The following is an 18367-nucleotide window of genomic DNA, read 5'->3' as shown; positions in this document are numbered from 1 at the left end:
TTATAGATTCCCGCCTACGCGGGAATGATGGTATGGACGAGTGAAGCGAAATATGCTTTACTTGTACGGAGTCAGCTGAAAAATAGTTTTCAGCTGCTCCAAATTAAATAATAATTTAATTAATAGGTCCATACCATGATAAATAATAGCATAAAAAATACTATAATAGGAATAGATTTAGCAAAAAATAGTATGCACTTGGTGCAAGTCGATCAAAATGGCAAAAAAATAGGTTACCAAAAAGTTACAAGAGATGAGTTAATAGCCTATTTAAGCAATCTCGATAAAAGTTCATTGGTAGCTATGGAGGCATGTGGAGGAGCTAATTATTGGTCACAGGAAATTGCTAAGCTTGGTTTGCAAGTCAAACTAATGAAAACAAAAGATGTAAAAGTTTATGCTACATCGAAACAGAAAAATGATTATAACGATGCGTTAGCAATATGCAAAGCGGCTCGTGATCCAGAATTAAAAACTGTGCTACTAAAAAGCAAGGAGGAACAAGATATAAAATTCTTGCATAAAATTAGAAGTAATACGATCAGAGATCGTGTGCAAAAAACTAATTCTACAATATCAAGTTTATGTGAATATGGCTATAATACAAAATTAAGTAAAAATAAATTTTGCAAATCATGTAGGCTGGAGGTAGAGTTAGCGTATAGTAAAGGTTATATAAATTCTGGGGTAAGGTCAATTTTACTTTTAGAATGTAAAGAAATTGAGGATTTATGTGACAAAGAAAAAACTTTAGAAAAGCTGATTATCAGCAATAATAAGCAAAGTGAGAAAGCTACTAGGTTGCAGACAATTTTTGGCATTGGAGCAATCAATGCTAGTTGTTTGAGTGTAGCCCCAATGGAAAGTTATCCAACCCCGAGGGATTTTGCTGCTTCGCTTGGTTTGGTACCAAAGCAACATAGCTCAGGAGATAAGATAGTTTTAGGAGGGATTACCAAACAAGGAGATAGATATGCCAGAACTATGTTGATTCAAGCCGCAAGGACAATAGCAATAAGAGCAAAAAGTGATAAGGAATCAAAAGATAAACTAGTGCAGTGGGCAGTGAAGAAATTTGCTGAAAATAAATCATATAATATTATATGTGTTGGTTTAGCAAATAAGTTAGCAAGGATTGCTTATGCAGTAGTCACCAATGGTAGCGAATATGTTGCAAATTAGTTTAGTTGGAAAAAAAGAAGAAACTATGTCAACTAAATAAAAATTGGTAATTGATAAATATTGTGAGTAAAGAATAGTAACAATAAAGAGAACGAAAGTTAAAGAGTTAATGAATAAGTATTCTGAATAAAATCCGTAATTATGTCGAGGCTCTAGAAGCCGTGGGAATGAGAGGTCACTCAAGGATATTTATAAGAATGCAGAAACCATTATGGCACTTGATGCCGAATATATGACCGCTTCCTTTGTGGCTCTATTTTTTTATTTTCTTTGTTGACAAATTCACTCGTCCATATATGACAAATTTTGCGTTTAAAGATAGCTCTGCAAAAAACTTGATTATCGAGAAAAAGATATCCAAAATTTATTGGCAATATTAGTTTAATTTAATGTACAATTAAACTAATTAGAGAGGTATTTATGGAAGATATTGGCAATTGGCAGTCAAAGTTTGAGTGTTGTGACTATTCTGATAAGTTACTTAATAAATTGATTTTACTAAACAACAAGGTACCTTATCCAGTAGATATCAGAGAAATTATCAAAGCTATCTACTATACTAAGAAATATCATGGTAGTCAAAGGCGGCAATCCGGTGAACCTTATTACTCTCATCCAATAGAAGTAGCATACATGGTTGCCCAGTACACAGCCCAAGAAATTCCCACATTATTTAAAACTGAGATGATCGTTACCAGTTTATTGCACGACACGATCGAAGATACAGCCCTTACCGAAGAGATGATAGCTCGAATTTTTGGGAGTATTGTTGCTAACCAAGTTGAAGGTTTAACAAGGATTAAGCCTTATGGCAAGATTAGTGCCAAAGAAACTTTAGATTTGTTATTCCAACAAGAACGATATGATGTGATATTAATTAAATTATTTGATCGTATTCATAATTTACAAACACTAAGGGCTAAGTCATCAGAAAAGGCACTGAAAATAGTTAAAGAGACTGTAGGATATTTTATAACTCTTTGTGTCCAATTGGAAATACCAATAGCCGAGCGACAATTAACAAAGCTATGTTACCAAAATTTATCTACTAACGGCTCCATCTAACTCTAACTTATGAAGTTTCTTGTATTGATAATTTTTAGCTGGTTTTGCCAGCTTTTCAAAATGAGATAATCCATAAGCAAAAGCGATCATTGTCGGAATCATAATAAACCATATTCCCCAATTGCCAAAACACTCAATAAGATAGACAAAACCAAAAGAGCTAATAACATACATCAAAGCACGAGATACAGCAAATGTCATGCTAGCACAGGTAAAACGTTTAAATACAGGAAAGCTTTTTAAAAAAATGGGAGTAGCAGGGCTTATGCATTTCTTCCATAAGACTATAAAGAATTGAATGAAAAATAACTGATAAGGCGAATTAAGATTATTTAATAAATACGGACAAAATATCATAAAAATAGAAAATATTATCAGTATAATTCTCATGATTAATAATGGAGATACTTTTAAACTTAAATAACATAATACTAATGTGGTTAACAATTCCATAAAACAGACAAGAAAATTATGCTGAATAACTTTAGATAGTGTGTAACCAAAGGTGGTTTTTAAAATATTAGCACAATATATATAAATAAGATAAACGCATACTGGTAAAGCACATTGTAATAAAAAGAAAGCTAGTACGGTTTTTTTATTAACTCTTTCTTGCCAAATAGGACGGTCTTGTAAAATAGTTATATCGGTATTAGTTCTTTTAAAAATTTTTCTTATTCGACGTTTAGCATCGGCAAATTCTGGTGCTTCTCTAAGTTTGGTTCTGGCAACAGATCCAACAAAGGCAATTATTGCCCCAATCCAAAATGCTGTACGCCAGTTAAAAATATGCAAAGTAACAAGTAAGACCGTTCCTAAAGCCGCTAATGTTCCTAGGACAGCAAAAGCTCCCATCAACCCTACACTTGCATATTGTACCGGGGGTTTAAGCATTTCAGTTAGATAAAGTTCTGCCCCTACTATTTCGCCCATAGAAGAAATACCTTGCACAGCCCGGCAAATAATCGCTACCCAAGTCGCTACATTTCCTATTTGTTCGTAAGTAGGCAGATTAGCCATAACAACACAAGAACAAGCCATTGTAAGGGTTGTGATGATAACTGTGGTCTTACGCCCTATATTATCACCTATCCATCCAAATATTAAAGCCCCTAATGGTCTAAGTAAGTAAGTTGAGCAAAAAGTAGCTGCATAACACAAAGCAGTAGTGTGTGGATCAGTTTCGGAAAAAAATAAGGGGTTAAGAAATACTGCCATGTGAACATAAACCATCAAATCAAAATATTCAAGGAAGGTTCCTATTGATAGTAACCCCAAAGCTTCTTTTTGTTCTATGTTTAAACTTGTTTGTTGTTGAGGGTAGCCTATCATTTTTCTTACCATCAATAGCTTGGTTATTAATGATAACAAAAAAAAATAATATTAAAAGTGAAATACTAAATTTTAATTAACAATTTCACATAAAGATTAACAAAGCTTAAACAGTCTGGGGAAATTTTTTATATTACAAAAACTTAAATAAATATTAAGTTACTATTAAAAAATAAAAAAATAACCAATATCGCAAAAATAATGAAAACAGCTATTAGTGGAGCAAAAAAATCTGTTATATTTATAGATATAGCCTAATTTGGAATAATACCAGTTCTCGAAATTAATTTAGGTTGAGAAATTTGTAGGAGACACGGAACGCAGCACCGGAGCGTACTCAAGTGTACGTGAGGATGCGAGTATCACAACTGTTGAAAGTTAGAAGGTAAAGCGGGTTTTAGATAGGTTTTCTGTCATTGCGAGACCACGCAAGTAGGTCGTGGCAATCCATCTTTGGTTACTTTTATGGATTGCTTCGTCGACCTAAGGTCTTTCTCGCTAATAGACGTTGACCACATACGATTTTTAAACTATCAGGTCTAAAACCGCTTCCTCTTCTAACTTTCAACAGTTGTGATGCGAGTACCGGATCGACGCACAAATTACCAACATAAATTAATTTCGGGAATTGGTATAACTTGTTATATCAAATCCAGGTTATATATAGCATTTATATAATATAACTAATAAGGAATTAATGAATCTCTATAGAATTAACCCGTCATTATCGTTTTTAGATATATTAGCTGATTTTATTTTAGATAATTTCAGTGAGAAGAATTCTATTAGCAATCTTAAGGTTATATTGCCTAGTGGTTTCGATTGTTGGAATTTACAAAATATTTTGATTAACAAACAGCATATTGCGATTTTGCCAAATATTATTCCTTGGTCTAATATTATGGCTGAAGGTGAAGAAATTTTTGCTATCGCATCAGAAAATTTACAGCCAATAAAGTTTTTGCAAGAAAAAGTTATCCTGGCAGAAATCATTCATAATTATCATGATTTACAATTCAGTATAACCCAATCTTTGCAATTTTGTTCAACAATATCTGAGTTATTTTACCAGCTAGCTGGTAATAATTTATCGATAGATTCGGTAAATGAAATAGAAAAAATCAATCCATCGCAACATTGGAGTGTTATTTATCAATTTCTTAAATACGTCCATTCTGAATGGCAAGAGAAGATAAAATTGTTAGGAAAGCAAGATCGGCTAAATTATCAGGTCACTATGATGGATGCAGAGATAGCAAGGCTGAAAAGAGCTGATACTAGTTTGATAATAGCCGGTATAGTAGGGCATAATCCCATATCATGGAATTTTTTAAAGAATGTTGCTAATTTACCGGATGGTTTTATAATTTTACCGCCTATTAGTATGTGTCATTCCCGCGTAGGCGGGAATCTAGATATAGTCAATTTAGGAGAACTTGACTATAGCTATAATCCTGAAGAAGATTGCTTATATAACTTTAAAAAATTACTGACAATTCTCAATAAAAATTTATTAGATTCCCAACTTTTGGGTGATCAGCAGTCAGATCATTTGCTTTTCGATCGGATAATTTGTAACAATATATACTCGGATGATCTGGAGAATTGGAACGTAAAACAAGGGGTGAGTGGGCTAGGCGTAGATGAACTACGTGAGCACGCGAATGCCCCGAAGTTTTGCGGAGCCAATTCTTCAAAGCATTCGAGTATACCTGATGAGCCTAAACGATTAGCCGTAGATCATATAAAATATTATGAGCTTGAAGATATTTTTCAAGAGGCAAAGCAAATAAGTCTGATTTGCCAACAATCTAGTGATAAGAAAATAGCTATTATTGTCAATAATCAAACAACCAAGAATTTTTATTGTAATTTTTTGACCAAATATTCCCTAGAATTCCAAGATTTGCTAGGTAATAATTTATCAGAAACGTTAATTAGCTCTCTAATAATTGCCATTAGTGAAATATTATGTAATGATTTTGATATAAAAAAGTTATTTTTACTATTAAAGCATCCTTTGATTAATCATAAATTAGTTCAAAGATTAGAGATTTTAACGAGTGGTAAAAACCGCTTTATCCGGCAATCTAGCCAAATGCTGTTTTTAGTAGAAAAAACCAATGATAATGAATTAATAGAATGGTCTAAGAAGCTAATAAACTTACTTTATAGCAATAGTGGCAATAATTTTGCTAAAATATTAAAATCCTCGATTAGCATTGCTGAAAAACTTTACCGAGATATTTGGCATGAGCAGTCAGCTGCTGAATTATCAAATTTTTTATCGGAGTTAATAAATACTAATTGTAATTTAACCTTAGATAATAAAAAAGATTTTCCAAAGTTACTGAAGGGTTTAATGTCTAATTGTAAGTATTTTGCTCATAATAATTATTCTAAAAATATAATTATTGGTAAAGCAGAAGATTTAATATTACTTAAATTTGATTTAGTAATTTTAACTGACTTTAATCAAGGATGCTGGTCATCATCCTCATCTATCAGGCAATGGATTAATGAGCAAACGTTAAAAAAATTACATATGGTTGTTGGAACTTCTATCGATCAATATTATTTTTATTTATTTCTGCATAATGCCCAAGTAATAATTACTAGATCAAAAAGACAGGATGGTAAATCTGGTTTGTTACCATCGAATTTGTTACTAAAATTGCAACTTATTGCACAACAAAGTTTGATTTCAGAAAATTATTTAACATATTTATCAGAAAGTGACTTAGTGGATGTACAAAATAATGTTAATATTAATATGGTTGAGTCAATTAATCGTAGTAATCATGTGTATAGCCCCATTTTTCCTGATACAATATCAGTTACTGATACAGAAATGTTAATACGGAATCCTTATAGTTTTTACGCTAAGAAGATTTTGAATGTCAGGAGTAGAGATAGGGTAGGGCAGGAGCCTAAAATATCTGAATTTGGTAGTTTTGTTCATAAGGTTTTAGAGCAATATTCGAAAAATTATAACAAGTTAGAGAATAACAAAATTGGCTTAATATTGGATATTAGTAATAATCTGTTACAAGATGTTATCTTACCAACCTATACGCAAAAAATTTGGCAAATAAAATTTATGCCTATTGCTGAGTCTTTTGTTGAATTTGATGAACAACGTAGAAATGGTTGTAAATATATTTATTCTGAAACTAGAGGAGCAATTTCATTAAATATTGCTGGGCAAGAATTAACAATAATTGGAGTGGCTGATAGAATTGAGATAGATGAGTTTGGGGCAGCGAGCATTATCGATTATAAAACCGGTAGCTTACCGAGTAGAAAAGATATAGAAACTGGGTTATCCCCGCAGTTAATAATTGAGGCGTTAATGTTACAAGAAGGTGGTTTTGGTATGCAAATCCATAACGTTAAACAGGTTGTTTACGTAAAAATTTCTAGCTCAAAACCAATAATCCAAACTTTAGAGATAGAACTCACTAAAGAAGAGTTGGCTAGGCATAAACAAGGTATGATACGATTACTAGAATATTATATAACGAATAAAAGCTTTTCGTATGATATTGATTTACTAAAACACGATGACTATGCCTACTTGGCTAGGAGAGATTAGGTTGCCGTGAACCTCCCTCTTTTAAATCTCCACATTAAGGAGGGATGTTTACGCAACCCAGTCTACCAACGTACTTCTGGGGGTAGGGACATTAATATTGCCTCAACATTACCATCTGTCATTAAGCCAAATAATGTACCACGATCATATAGTAAGTTAAACTCAACATATCTACCTCGACGTACTAATTGATAATCTCTTTGTTCCTTGCTCCAGGGTAGAAGCATTTTTGTTCTAACAATTTCAGGATATACTGTTAGAAATGCTTGTCCTACGTCTTTAGTAAAAGAAAAATCATTATTAAAATTTCCGGTATTTAAATAATCATAAAATATACCTCCTACTCCCCTTGGTTCATTCCGATGTTTTAAGTAAAAATATTCATCGCATTGTTTTGTAAATTTATGATAATAATTTGGATCATGTTTATTACAAGCTTGTTTAAAAGCAGTATGAAATTTTGCTGTCTCATTCTTATCAGGATAAAATGGTGTTAGGTCGCCACCACCGCCAAACCAACGATTAGCAGTTTCAATATAGCGGGTGTTGAAATGCACTGCTGGTACTAATGGAGAAGTAAGGTGAGCAACGATAGAAATACCAGTAGCAAAAAATTGCCTACTATTTTCTGTACCTGGTATATTTTTACTAAATTCTGTAGATAATTCTCCAAAAACTGTAGAAATATTTACCCCAACTTTCTCAAATAAGTTGCCACGCATTATAGACATTACTCCACCACCACCGCTTTTTCTATCCCAGGGTGTTCGTATGAATTTTGCTGGTTCTAAACCTTTCGCCTTACTATATTCAAGCTCAATTTCTTCTAATTTGCTACATACTTGATCGCGTAAATCACTAAACCATGTTATCGTTTTTTCTTTATCAGTTGTCATAATTTTTCCAATTTATTTACATTATACCCCAAAATTTTCTTCCACTAATACTTTTATAAAAAATAATTTTTTTATATAGCTAACCTATTAATGTTTTAGATATTCCAGGCGTTATTGCGAGGAGCTACTTTAGTAGCATTGATGCAATCCAGGAAAGTGGTTAGAATGGATTGCTTCGTCGACCTAGGGTCTCCTCGCAATGACGTTTATACAATTTTTAAATATCTCTCTTGTAGTTATTAGCCTTAATTAATCGTCTTATTTCATTCCTCATAAAATAAATGATAACTAAAAATATACTATAAATAGTTATAATATAAAAGGCAGGAGCATAAAACAAGCCTGTTTCTTCAACAAGCCAACGCGAAATAACAGTAGAAGTGGCACCAAACATGGCAATACCCAAATTGTAACTAAAAGCTACCCCAGAAAATTTTTGTTCAGGAGAAAATAATACTATAATGACGCTATAGGCTGTTCCAGCTATTGCCCCACCAAGAATGCCCAAGATAGTCAGAGCAAAAATTTGTTGCCATATGGACGGTAATGACATAGATAATATAGTAGGTAAAATTAGTATTAAGACCGCTATACTTACTAAAACTAGCACTTTAAATTTTCCTATAATATCAGTTAATCCACCAAATAATGGCATAGATATCATTGATATAAAGTTGGCATATAATAAATAAATAAGAGCAGTTGTATTATCAAAATGCATAACATTGCGGTAATACACATTGATATAAGTTTTTATTAAATATATGATACTACTAGCAACTGCTCCAATACAAAATGTTAAAAACATTGCCTTCCAAGCTGTCCTGACTACGTTGATAAAAGGAGCTTTTAAAGTTTTTTTCTGTTCAGCTAACATTTTAAAAATGGGAGTCTCTGATATACGAAGGCGTAAATAAAAGCCAACCAACCCCAGAACTCCACCTAATAAAAATGCGAAACGCCAGGCAAAATCAAGATGATAAAAATATTGCTCAATAATAATTCCGACAAAAGCAGCAATTAATGTACCAGCAATATTTGAACCATTCACTAAACCAGCCGTAAAACCCGGACGTAAATTTTGATGATGCTCTAGAATAAAAATAGCCGCTCCAGCACCTTCACCACTAATACACAAACCTTGTAAGAGACGCATTATAATCAATATTATAGGTGCACAAATTCCTATACTAGAATAAGAAGGGATTAACCCTATAGTGAATGTGGGTATAGTCATACCAAGCATAGAAATAATCAAGGATATCCGCCTACCATATTTATCTGCAATATAACCAAAAAATATACCGCCTATTGGTCTAGTAACAAACCCCACCGCGAATACACAAAGACTTAACATTATTTGTATAAATTCTGAACTTTCAGAAAAAAACGTACGACCAATCATTAGTGAAAATATGGAGTATACTGTGAAATCGTAATATTCTAGTATATTTCCTAAAATTGCTGATAAAAAAACGGACTTAGGTTTACTCATCTAGATCTTATCAAATTAATTTAATTAAATCGGATTATAGACAACTTAACCAACTTATAAAGCGTAAAATAATTTTATTTTCTTATGATGATTTTTTTCCTAAAAAGTATCATTGCAGAAAGCTGCTTTAGTGGCGACTATCGAAAATTAGAAGGGGAAGTGGGTTTTAGACCGGATAGTTTAAAAGTTGTATGTGGTCAATGTTTATTAGCAAGGAAAATTTTAGGTTGACGAAATAACCCAGGAAAATAATTAGAAATAGATTGCTTCGACCATTACACGGTCTCGCAATACAGATGACGTCATTGCTAGAAGGCATAAGCCGACGAAGCAATCCAATAAGTGTGGATTGCCGCGACCACTATGTGGTCTCGCAATGACAGATGATGTCATTGCGAGAAGGCATAAGCCGACGAAGCAATCCATGTTTGCTCTTTTTATACTATAGAGTAGGGCGTAAGAGTACTAATTTTTGCCACTCATCTTCATCAATAATGTTAATCCCCAGCTCTTTAGCTTTCTTGAGTTTACTACCAGCATCGCTACCTGCCACTACTAAATCAGTGGTAGACGAAACGCTACTGGCTACTTTAGCTCCTAATTTTTCTGCCTGAGATTTGGCTTCTGCTCTTGAGAGAGTTAGTAATGATCCAGTAAATACCACAATCTTGCCAGATAATGCAGTTTTAGTTGTTTGTTGATTATGGTCTTGAATATTTAGAATTTTACTCAGTTGCTGAATAGTTTGTAAATTTTCTTTAATATCAAAAAAGTCGATAATATCTAGCAAAATCTTATCGCCTATTCCTTCCAGATCATTTAACCTTTGGTAAATTGGCTGTTCACCTTTTAACAAAGATTCCATAGCTGTTATGAAATTATTATAATTCTGAAATTCTCGAGCAAGTAATTTGGCGGTTTGTTCACCAATATGTCTGATTCCTAGGGAATAAATGAATCTATTTAGGGAAACGGTTTTGGCTTTGTCAATATTGGCAAATAGGTTTTCTACAGATTTTCGCCCCCATCCTACCATATTTTCAAGCTTGACTAAGTTTTTTTCATTATTATTTTGTAAATAAAAAATATCCACAGGATTTTCGATTAAAGATTTTTCCAGCAAAAATTCTATTTGCTTTTTCCCCAAACCATCTATATCTAAAGCATTTTTAGATGTAAAATGGCAAATTCGTTCATAATTTTGAGCAGGACAATTTAAACCATTATCGCAACGAATAATTATAGTTTCTTGATTATAATGTAACTGAGAGCCACAAGATGGGCAAAGCTTCGGCATATCGATTTTTGACGATTCACTAGAACGTTTAGTAAAATCTACAGCAGTAATTTGCGGTATGACATCACCGGCTCTCTGCAAAAATACATAATCATTGATTCGTATGTCTTTTCTGATAATTTCCTGATAATTATGTAAGGTAGCTCGTGATACCCTAACTCCACCAATAGAAAGCGGCTCTAACTCAGCAACTGGAGTTAATACACCGGTTCTACCTACTTGTAGAGTAATGTTAATTAGTTTAGTTTGACCAATAATCGCCGGAAATTTATGAGCAATAGCAAATCTTGGACTCCTTGCAATAAAGCCCATTCTTTGCTGCAAAGCAAAATCATTTAGCTTATATACAACACCATCAATTTCATAAGGTAATTCTTCTCTAGATGAATTCAAATATTCATAGAAAGATTTCATCTCATCTTCAGAACAAGCTAATTTCCCTATATTATTGACGATAAACCCTAACTCTTTTAACTTATCTAATAAAATATCTTGAGAATCAGCTATTTTGCTACTGCTACTCCCCACAGCATAGACAAAATATTGTAGGGGTCTAGTTGCCGTAACGTTTGAATCTAACTGTCTTAATGACCCAGCAGCCGCGTTACGCGGATTGGCAAATTTATCTTTTTTGGATAATTCTTGAGCTTGATTTAATAATAGAAAATCCTGCTTATTAATGTAAACCTCTCCTCTTACTTCTAAAATTGCTGATGTCGCAACTATTGCATGAGGAAAATTCTTGATAGTCTTGATATTTTCCGTTATATCTTCCCCAATCAAGCCATCACCCCTTGTTGCAGCCCTTGTAAGTATCCCATTCTCATAGGTAGCAGAAAAAGACAAACCATCTATTTTAGGTTCGCAAAAAATAGCCGGAAAACCATCAAGTCGTAGAAAATTCTTTATTCTATTGATAAATTCTGATACATCTTCACTATCAAAGGCATTACTAAGCGAAAACATCGGATGGATATGTGTTACTTTCGAAAATTTCTCTGCTACAGAACTACCAATTTGTTTAGTTGGGCTATTTTCTAGTATCAGATGAGGAAATTTTTTTTCAAGTTCAAGATTTAAATTAAATAATTGATCATACTCAGCATCAGAAATCAGGGGAGCATCCTCTTGGTGATAGGCTTTATTATATTCTTCTATCTTATTTGCTAGTTGTTTTAATAAATCTTTTGCCTCTAATTCAGAAAGCTGTTCAATATTAGTGGGAATATCTTGCATATAGTAGTTGTTTAAATTGATTTATATATATAGTCAATTGATGAGAAGTTGGTGATGTCGTCGCTCCTAGCCCAAAATTCTCCTGAATTGAATATAATTTATGGATTGCTTCGTCGGCTTACGCCCTCTCGCAATGACCTTTGGAGTACATATGAGTCATTGTGAGCGAATGTATGTGAGCGTGGCAATCCATCATTTCCACCCACTATTGTCATTCTCGCGTCCCTTGTCATTCCCGCGTAGGCGGGAATCTAGTATAGATACATGCTTTCGTAGGGATGACACTAAGTTGATCAGGTATATGCATAAGGTGATTTAATTATATAAGTAGAGTTTAAAAAATAAAAACTGTAAAATTGTTAGATGTATAGCATAGATATATAAAGCATTATGACTGATAATCCGTAAATTTACAGCAATTTTCTGCTCAAAATTTCTTGCGATCATAAATATATATCCTAAAACCCCGAATATAATGACTATAAATACGTAAATATACGAAAACTGAAAAATAGATATGGTATGCATTATGGACAAAATTATAGATATTGCAATGGTAAGCCTGAGATTACCTAGATCATGCTTAGCAATATAGCCAAGTAGCATGATAGCCATAGATAAGGTTCCGTAATCAATAAGGAACCAACTACAGAACCAAAGAGAGCCAAGGAAAACAACATGACAATAGCCTTTATAGAAAAAATTATTTAAGCTATTACGAAAATAATAAAGATAGCATTGTCCTAAAAAAATAGGGATAAGTATATTAGTTACAGTAAATTCCCTAAATAATATGGTAGTAAAAATATATAGCAGAACTCCAACTACCAAAATTCTAATTTTTGGTTTTGTATGAAAATTATAGCCAGCAAAAAAGCAAAAAATCGGCATAGTAGTACGACCAATAACTCGCATTATTTCGTACTCAGGAAAAAAATATAACCCCAAATGATCTATTACCATAGTTATCATGGCTATAGTCTTCAAAAAATCTTGATAATTAGACTCAGTTTTCATCATTAATACATTTCTTTGGATAAAGCTTAAAACAAAAAACCATTAGAAAAAACGTTGCTATTCCAACTATAATTGTTGCTGCTAGCATAAAAGCTTTTACTAATAAGAATTCGGCATAATAATATTGGGCATAATAATGTTTAATTACCCAAATTACTAGTGTCATTATTATGCAGCTTAATAAAATCTTGCCACAAAATGTGTATAATTTTGCATCAATAAAAGAAAGACCATATTTCTTTGTGTGTACGTATAACAACCAAACATTATACCAAGCGGTAATAGAACAGGCAAGAGCTATACCAAGATGACCAAATTGCCTCATCATAACAATATTTAATATAGTATTCACTGTAAGGGAATATAAGGTTATTTTTAAAGGAGTTTTCGTATCATGATTAGCATAAAAAATCGGCATTAAAATTTTGGCTAGTATAAAAGCTGGTAAACCAAGGGAAAAAGCAGAAATAGCCTCAGCAGTTTTAATGGTATCAGCATAAGTAAAAGCCCCCCGCTGATATATTATATGAATGATTGGTTCTGATAGCACGATAATACCAAAGGTAGCTGGTAAAGATAATAACAGCCCAATTTTAATAGCATTATTCTGGATATTTGCCGCTTTCTTTAAATCATTCATTTGATAGGTTTTCGATAATTCTGGTAATAATATAGTACCAAAAGTTACCCCTATTATTGATAAAGGAAATTGGTATATTCTATCTGCATAAGATAATATTGAAATCGCCCCTTCGATGAAGCTAGCTATTGATTGCGAGATAAATAAGCTAAGCTGCTGAAATCCTGAGCTAACAACCGCCGATCCCATATTGGACAAAAACTTTTTGACATCTCTATTATATGGATCAAAAACTAGTGGAAACGATAAACCAACTCTAATGACACAATAAAACATAAAAATGATTTGTAATAAGCCAGCAATCACCAGAGATAAACTAATCGATATAGGGGCAGATATACGTTCTTGTAACGCTACCGTTGTAATAATCACAAGAATATTTAAAATAATCGGAGAAAAAGCAAAAGCTGCGAACCTCTTTACTGAATTTAGAATACCCCCAAGCATCGCCGCTATCGAAATAAAAACCAAATATGGCATAGTGATACGGCACAGAGCAATTGTTAAATTAAATTTCTCTGGATATTCATGAAAACCAGGAGCAATAATAAACATTAAGGAAGGCATCATAAGTTGCATTAGTACTACTACCATTACTAAAGTAATTAGTAAAATAGTAAATATAACGCCGGTGAAATGGCGTGCCGCCTCACGAGATTCTATGATTTTTGTATTAAAAATAGGGACAAAAACGACTGATAAAGCCCCCTCGCCAAAAATACGCCTAAATAGGTTGGGTAATTTAAAAGCAACATTAACACTATCAGCAACACTACCAGCTCCAAATAATGAAGCGACAAATAATTCTCTAGCAAGACCAGATATACGAGAAATTAAGGTAAATAAAGCTATTATAATTCCAGAACGAAATAATGTATATCCCTCGCCTTTCATTTGTTATTCCAATTTTGAGTATATGCAACTATATCAAAGCTAACTCTTTGCCCTTGATATACCTGTATCAATTAACCCTTTAGCTTTTTGAGCGTTTTCCCAGCCAATTACCTTCACCCATTTACCTTTTTCTATATCTTTATAATGTTCAAAGAAATGTACTATTCGTTGTCTTAACATTGGGCAAAGATCATCTAAATCTTTTATTGAATCAAAAGTAATATCTAGCTTAGAGCTAGGCACAGCAATAATTTTTTCATCCAATCCAGATTCATCTTCCATCATTAAAACTCCAATGGGGCGTGATCTAATTACGCAACCAGGTACAACAGGATAATGTGCTATGACCAATACATCTACTGGGTCACCATCTTCTGACAGAGTATGTGGGATAAATCCATAATTACCAGGGTAAAACATGGCAGTTTGCATGAATCTATCAACAAATAGTGTCCCTGATTTTTTATCCATCTCGTATTTTACCGGATTACTTTGCATTGGAATCTCGATAATTACATTTATCTCTTCAGAATTATTAGCTAGGGTAGTAATTTTTTCAACTAACATTATTTTATCCAATTAATAAATAATTCATTTTGCATTTTTGTAAGCAAACATTTACACAATGGGTAATATATGGCTTTATAAGCTGTTCGTCACTTACTATACCATTTTTATCAGACGCCACTAATAGTCCAGAAGCAAATTTTTCAAATATTTTTTCTTCAATCTGCTGGATAGAATTTGTACCATCTAATAATTCAATAATATATTTTTCATGTAACTGCAATGGAACAAAATGGTTAATCCGATTTGTCACAAACAAATTAGTTTCGCCTAATTTTTGAGCCTGATATCTTACAAAGTCACTTACTTTTGGTTTTGACGAAATATTATATATTGAAATAGGTTTTGTTGCAAATATTTGTACATATCCTTGTAGCACCAGTTGGATAATTACAGAATCTAATTCTTCTTTAAAATCTTTAAGCTGCAATTTTTCTAACTTTTTCATAGCCAATGTAGTAATTTGATCTAAAGTCAAAGGATTACCAATATTATCAGCATAGGTATAGAAAACTGCTTTCATTATAGGGGAAGACGTTGAAATATCAGGAGATTCTGAATTGCTACAGTAAAACCCCAATTCTACTGCATTACTAATATCTGCTTCATTTTCCGGTGTGGCTGGTCTGATATCAAGAGTAGTATGAAAGTCTGATAATTTACTTGGTTCAATTGCCCTATTGAGCCTGACATTATCGTGACATAGCAAAGTAGTTCTAAATTTACGATTACTAATAAAGTCCATATATTGTTCAGTTCTTACAATATCATTTATCGATTGTAATTTTTCTGCAGTCTTTTCCGGCAAATTACCGACAAACATTGCAGCAAGTGAAGAGTCTCCAAGATAATTTAAATTATGCTTTCTAGCGTTACTTATAAATTCTTGGAAGTAAAAAGCTATATTTTCTTCTCCAAGATATTCATGTAACAAATATGAATTAGATAAATTTTTAAGAGCGTTAGTTTCATGGTGTAAAAACTTAGAATAATGAGTCTCTTTTTCTTTTAGAGAATCACTAACAAAATCTAATAATAATTTAGCTTGTTGTAGTTTATCATGCTTATCAGTAAAGATAGCACTATGAAACATCATCATATCTCTAATAGTTTTTTGCATATTCCAGCCTGGTAGAGTATTATAGCTGATAAAGGCAATACCGTTAGGACTTAATAATTTACTAGATATGGCAAAAATCTTTTCACGAACCTCGTCCGGTACCCAAGAGATTACCCCATGACAGATTATATAATCAAATTTACCAAATGATTCATCAAGATCCAATATCGATAAGTGTTTTAGCTCAATATTCTTTAGACCTAAACTATTTACTACTTTTAGTCCATTATCAATTTGTGTTTTTGACAAATCAATACCTAAAGAATAAGATTGTGGGTAACTTTCAGCAAAATTGATCATATTACCGCCTTCACCGCAACCAATATCAAGTATCCTAGCATTCTCTACCATAGGAGGTTGCATGCCAAATACTAGACCTATAGTTCTTAAATGCTCCGGTCTTGTATAAGTAAAAGGAAAGCTTTCGTAAGGAAAATCATCATAGTTAATATTATTTGTTTGCTTCTCTGCTAAACTATTAGGATTGCTTTTTTGACCCATAATTTGTTCCAACTAAATTAATATTAAAATAATGATTCTTAGTTGATTTAGTGCTTTTAAGCAAGATGTTTTTATATTATTTTAGGATAGATAATTAATTAGTTGTCTTCATGGAGTAATGCTAATCGGGTTAGCTATAGGTTTTGTAAATAAAATTTAAAATTAAATTTTTTTTGATGCTATTTCTTCTTGATATTTTTATAGTATCTCCTATATTTAGGGTTTGTTTTTTGTGCAAGTGAGCCTTTTTACATCAATTTGGGATAAGAATAATTGTTTTTATTCACAATTTGCAGTGTGTTAAAAGCGGGTGTAGCTCAGGGGTAGAGCGCTACCTTGCCAAGGTCGAAGTCGAGGGTTCGAATCCCTTCACCCGCTCCAGTACAAAAATTGTCCTAATTAGTAATACATATTCTCTCTACGGAGACGACACTAATAATATGTCTGGAATAGAGTTAAATAAAATTGCTGCTTCTATTTTATTAGCCAGTTTAATTGCAATGATGGTAGGGTTTATAACAGATATTCTGTATAAGCCAGTTTTACATCCTGAATCTCGAGGCTACAAAGTAGAAGTAACAGAAGATTCGCCTAATGGATCTGATGCGAACGCGATTGCGGAAGCACCAGTGAATATAGAGGAATTGATGAAAACTGCTAATGCTGAGGCTGGAAGGGAAATAGCAAAAAAATGCTTAATGTGCCATTCCTTTGACAATAGTAAAGCTAATAAGGTTGGACCATATTTATGGAATATCGTTGGGACGGAAAAAGCTAAAGCAGAGAATTATAAATATTCAACTGCTCTATCTAGCAAAGGTGGGATATGGGATGAAGAAAGTTTATTTCATTTCCTGCATAAGCCTAACCAATATATACCAGGTACAAAAATGTCTTTTGCTGGTTTAAATAAACCTCAAGATATCGCTAATGTTATAATGTTTTTAAAGACATTTGTGCATGACTAGTAGACTGGTCGGAAATAACTAAAGTAATTCTTAGTCATTGATAAGAAGTTGGTGACTATCGTCTGAGCTGTGCCATCTATCAATCCCTAAAAGTAAGTATCAGACTATATTACTCTGTATGATGTTCTTCAGACCCATTACCCAATAAATGGGAAGAATTGTCATCGAAAGATGACGCCCCCTCGGAAGATATCTTTTTAAGCTCATTTAATGGATAAATGCCATTACTGGTTAAATCAAATTCTGCTGCCATTTTAGCTTTAGCTTCTGCTATCATTTTAGTTTTTGCTAGTTTAGTTTCTTCTGCTATTTTAGTTTTTGCTAGTTTAAATTCAGCTTCTACTGCCATTTTAGCTTTTGCTATTTCATCTTTTGCTGCCATTTTAGCTTCTACAAATTCAGCTTCTGCTATTCTTTTAGCTTCTGCTGTTCTTTGAACTTCTGCTATTTTAGCTTTTGCTGTTCTTTGAACTTCTGCTATTTTAGCTTTTGCTATTTCAACTTCTGTAGTAATAAATTCTTTATTGTGAAACATATAAATATTCTATTAATTGTTACTAAG

The 18367-nt window shown here is 32.7% G+C and carries 13 protein-coding genes and 1 tRNA gene; 5 read left to right on the top strand and 9 right to left on the bottom strand.

Annotated elements, in window-relative coordinates:
• The first annotated feature begins 135 nt into the window (after positions 1-135).
• Complete coding sequence (locus tag ACQH1V_RS00675) at positions 136-1182, top strand: IS110 family transposase (protein ID WP_425360001.1); 1047 nt, start codon at positions 136-138, stop codon at positions 1180-1182.
• Positions 1183-1602: 420 nt separating this feature from the next.
• Positions 1603-2247 carry an HD domain-containing protein gene (locus ACQH1V_RS00670; protein WP_425360485.1) on the top strand — a complete coding sequence of 215 codons (645 nt, stop codon included), beginning with the start codon at positions 1603-1605 and terminating at the stop codon, positions 2245-2247.
• On the opposite strand, the gene ACQH1V_RS00665 is transcribed toward ACQH1V_RS00670, so the two are convergent.
• The gene (locus ACQH1V_RS00665; RefSeq protein ID WP_425360484.1) at positions 2224-3579 is read right to left on the bottom strand and encodes an MFS transporter; all 1356 of its coding nucleotides are present in this window, start codon (positions 3577-3579) and stop codon (positions 2224-2226) included. The genes ACQH1V_RS00670 and ACQH1V_RS00665 overlap by 24 nt on opposite strands.
• Positions 3580-4276: 697 nt before the next feature.
• Between ACQH1V_RS00665 and ACQH1V_RS00660 the strand changes: the two genes are divergently transcribed.
• Positions 4277-7174: a PD-(D/E)XK nuclease family protein gene (locus ACQH1V_RS00660; RefSeq protein WP_425360483.1), complete on the top strand. Its 2898-nt coding sequence runs from the start codon at positions 4277-4279 to the stop codon at positions 7172-7174.
• Positions 7175-7236: 62 nt separating this feature from the next.
• On the opposite strand, the gene hemF is transcribed toward ACQH1V_RS00660, so the two are convergent.
• From hemF to ACQH1V_RS00625, 7 genes are all read right to left on the bottom strand, one after another.
• Positions 7237-8070 carry an oxygen-dependent coproporphyrinogen oxidase gene (gene hemF / locus ACQH1V_RS00655; protein WP_410525752.1) on the bottom strand — a complete coding sequence of 278 codons (834 nt, stop codon included), beginning with the start codon at positions 8068-8070 and terminating at the stop codon, positions 7237-7239.
• Positions 8071-8287: 217 nt separating this feature from the next.
• Positions 8288-9565: an MFS transporter gene (locus ACQH1V_RS00650; protein ID WP_425360482.1), complete on the bottom strand. Its 1278-nt coding sequence runs from the start codon at positions 9563-9565 to the stop codon at positions 8288-8290.
• Positions 9566-10007: 442 nt separating this feature from the next.
• Positions 10008-12098, bottom strand: coding sequence for an NAD-dependent DNA ligase LigA (gene ligA / locus ACQH1V_RS00645; protein ID WP_425360481.1), 2091 nt, complete (start codon positions 12096-12098; stop codon positions 10008-10010).
• A gap of 315 nt (positions 12099-12413) precedes the next feature.
• The gene (locus ACQH1V_RS00640; RefSeq protein WP_425360480.1) at positions 12414-13118 is read right to left on the bottom strand and encodes a TraX family protein; all 705 of its coding nucleotides are present in this window, start codon (positions 13116-13118) and stop codon (positions 12414-12416) included.
• Positions 13105-14649 carry a murein biosynthesis integral membrane protein MurJ gene (gene murJ / locus ACQH1V_RS00635; protein ID WP_425360479.1) on the bottom strand — a complete coding sequence of 515 codons (1545 nt, stop codon included), beginning with the start codon at positions 14647-14649 and terminating at the stop codon, positions 13105-13107. Before murJ ends, ACQH1V_RS00640 begins: the two co-directional genes overlap by 14 nt.
• Positions 14650-14688: 39 nt before the next feature.
• Positions 14689-15216 carry an inorganic diphosphatase gene (ppa, locus tag ACQH1V_RS00630; protein ID WP_341748730.1) on the bottom strand — a complete coding sequence of 176 codons (528 nt, stop codon included), beginning with the start codon at positions 15214-15216 and terminating at the stop codon, positions 14689-14691.
• A gap of 4 nt (positions 15217-15220) precedes the next feature.
• Positions 15221-16837 carry a methyltransferase regulatory domain-containing protein gene (locus ACQH1V_RS00625; protein WP_425360478.1) on the bottom strand — a complete coding sequence of 539 codons (1617 nt, stop codon included), beginning with the start codon at positions 16835-16837 and terminating at the stop codon, positions 15221-15223.
• A gap of 306 nt (positions 16838-17143) precedes the next feature.
• Between ACQH1V_RS00625 and ACQH1V_RS00620 the strand changes: the two genes are divergently transcribed.
• Positions 17144-17218: transfer RNA gene (locus ACQH1V_RS00620), tRNA-Gly, on the top strand.
• A 59-nt stretch (positions 17219-17277) separates the two neighbouring features.
• Positions 17278-17805 (top strand): c-type cytochrome, encoded by a 528-nt coding sequence (locus ACQH1V_RS00615; protein ID WP_094648966.1) that lies wholly within the window; start codon positions 17278-17280, stop codon positions 17803-17805.
• A 109-nt stretch (positions 17806-17914) separates the two neighbouring features.
• Here ACQH1V_RS00615 and ACQH1V_RS00610 read toward each other — a convergent pair whose 3' ends face one another.
• Entirely contained in the window at positions 17915-18340 is a 426-nt protein-coding gene (locus ACQH1V_RS00610) for a hypothetical protein (RefSeq protein WP_425360477.1), read from the bottom strand.
• Positions 18341-18367 lie beyond the last annotated feature (27 nt).

It is taken from the genome of Candidatus Tisiphia endosymbiont of Ceraclea dissimilis (genome assembly GCF_964030735.1).
Lineage (GTDB): Bacteria > Pseudomonadota > Alphaproteobacteria > Rickettsiales > Rickettsiaceae > Tisiphia.
This window is presented reverse-complemented; position numbering and strand designations above follow the sequence as displayed.

What these genes read in the sequence shown, in the direction of transcription:
- ligA (WP_425360481.1), bottom strand. Translation starts at nt 12,098, where the DNA reads ATGCAAGATATTCCCACTAATATTGAACAGCTTTCTGAATTAGAGGCA.
- ACQH1V_RS00675 (WP_425360001.1), top strand. Translation starts at nt 136, where the DNA reads ATGATAAATAATAGCATAAAAAATACTATAATAGGAATAGATTTAGCA.
- murJ (WP_425360479.1), bottom strand. Translation starts at nt 14,649, where the DNA reads ATGAAAGGCGAGGGATATACATTATTTCGTTCTGGAATTATAATAGCT.
- hemF (WP_410525752.1), bottom strand. Translation starts at nt 8,070, where the DNA reads ATGACAACTGATAAAGAAAAAACGATAACATGGTTTAGTGATTTACGC.
- ACQH1V_RS00640 (WP_425360480.1), bottom strand. Translation starts at nt 13,118, where the DNA reads ATGATGAAAACTGAGTCTAATTATCAAGATTTTTTGAAGACTATAGCC.
- ppa (WP_341748730.1), bottom strand. Translation starts at nt 15,216, where the DNA reads ATGTTAGTTGAAAAAATTACTACCCTAGCTAATAATTCTGAAGAGATA.
- ACQH1V_RS00650 (WP_425360482.1), bottom strand. Translation starts at nt 9,565, where the DNA reads ATGAGTAAACCTAAGTCCGTTTTTTTATCAGCAATTTTAGGAAATATA.
- ACQH1V_RS00610 (WP_425360477.1), bottom strand. Translation starts at nt 18,340, where the DNA reads ATGTTTCACAATAAAGAATTTATTACTACAGAAGTTGAAATAGCAAAA.
- ACQH1V_RS00670 (WP_425360485.1), top strand. Translation starts at nt 1,603, where the DNA reads ATGGAAGATATTGGCAATTGGCAGTCAAAGTTTGAGTGTTGTGACTAT.
- ACQH1V_RS00660 (WP_425360483.1), top strand. Translation starts at nt 4,277, where the DNA reads ATGAATCTCTATAGAATTAACCCGTCATTATCGTTTTTAGATATATTA.
- ACQH1V_RS00665 (WP_425360484.1), bottom strand. Translation starts at nt 3,579, where the DNA reads ATGATAGGCTACCCTCAACAACAAACAAGTTTAAACATAGAACAAAAA.
- ACQH1V_RS00625 (WP_425360478.1), bottom strand. Translation starts at nt 16,837, where the DNA reads ATGGGTCAAAAAAGCAATCCTAATAGTTTAGCAGAGAAGCAAACAAAT.
- ACQH1V_RS00615 (WP_094648966.1), top strand. Translation starts at nt 17,278, where the DNA reads ATGTCTGGAATAGAGTTAAATAAAATTGCTGCTTCTATTTTATTAGCC.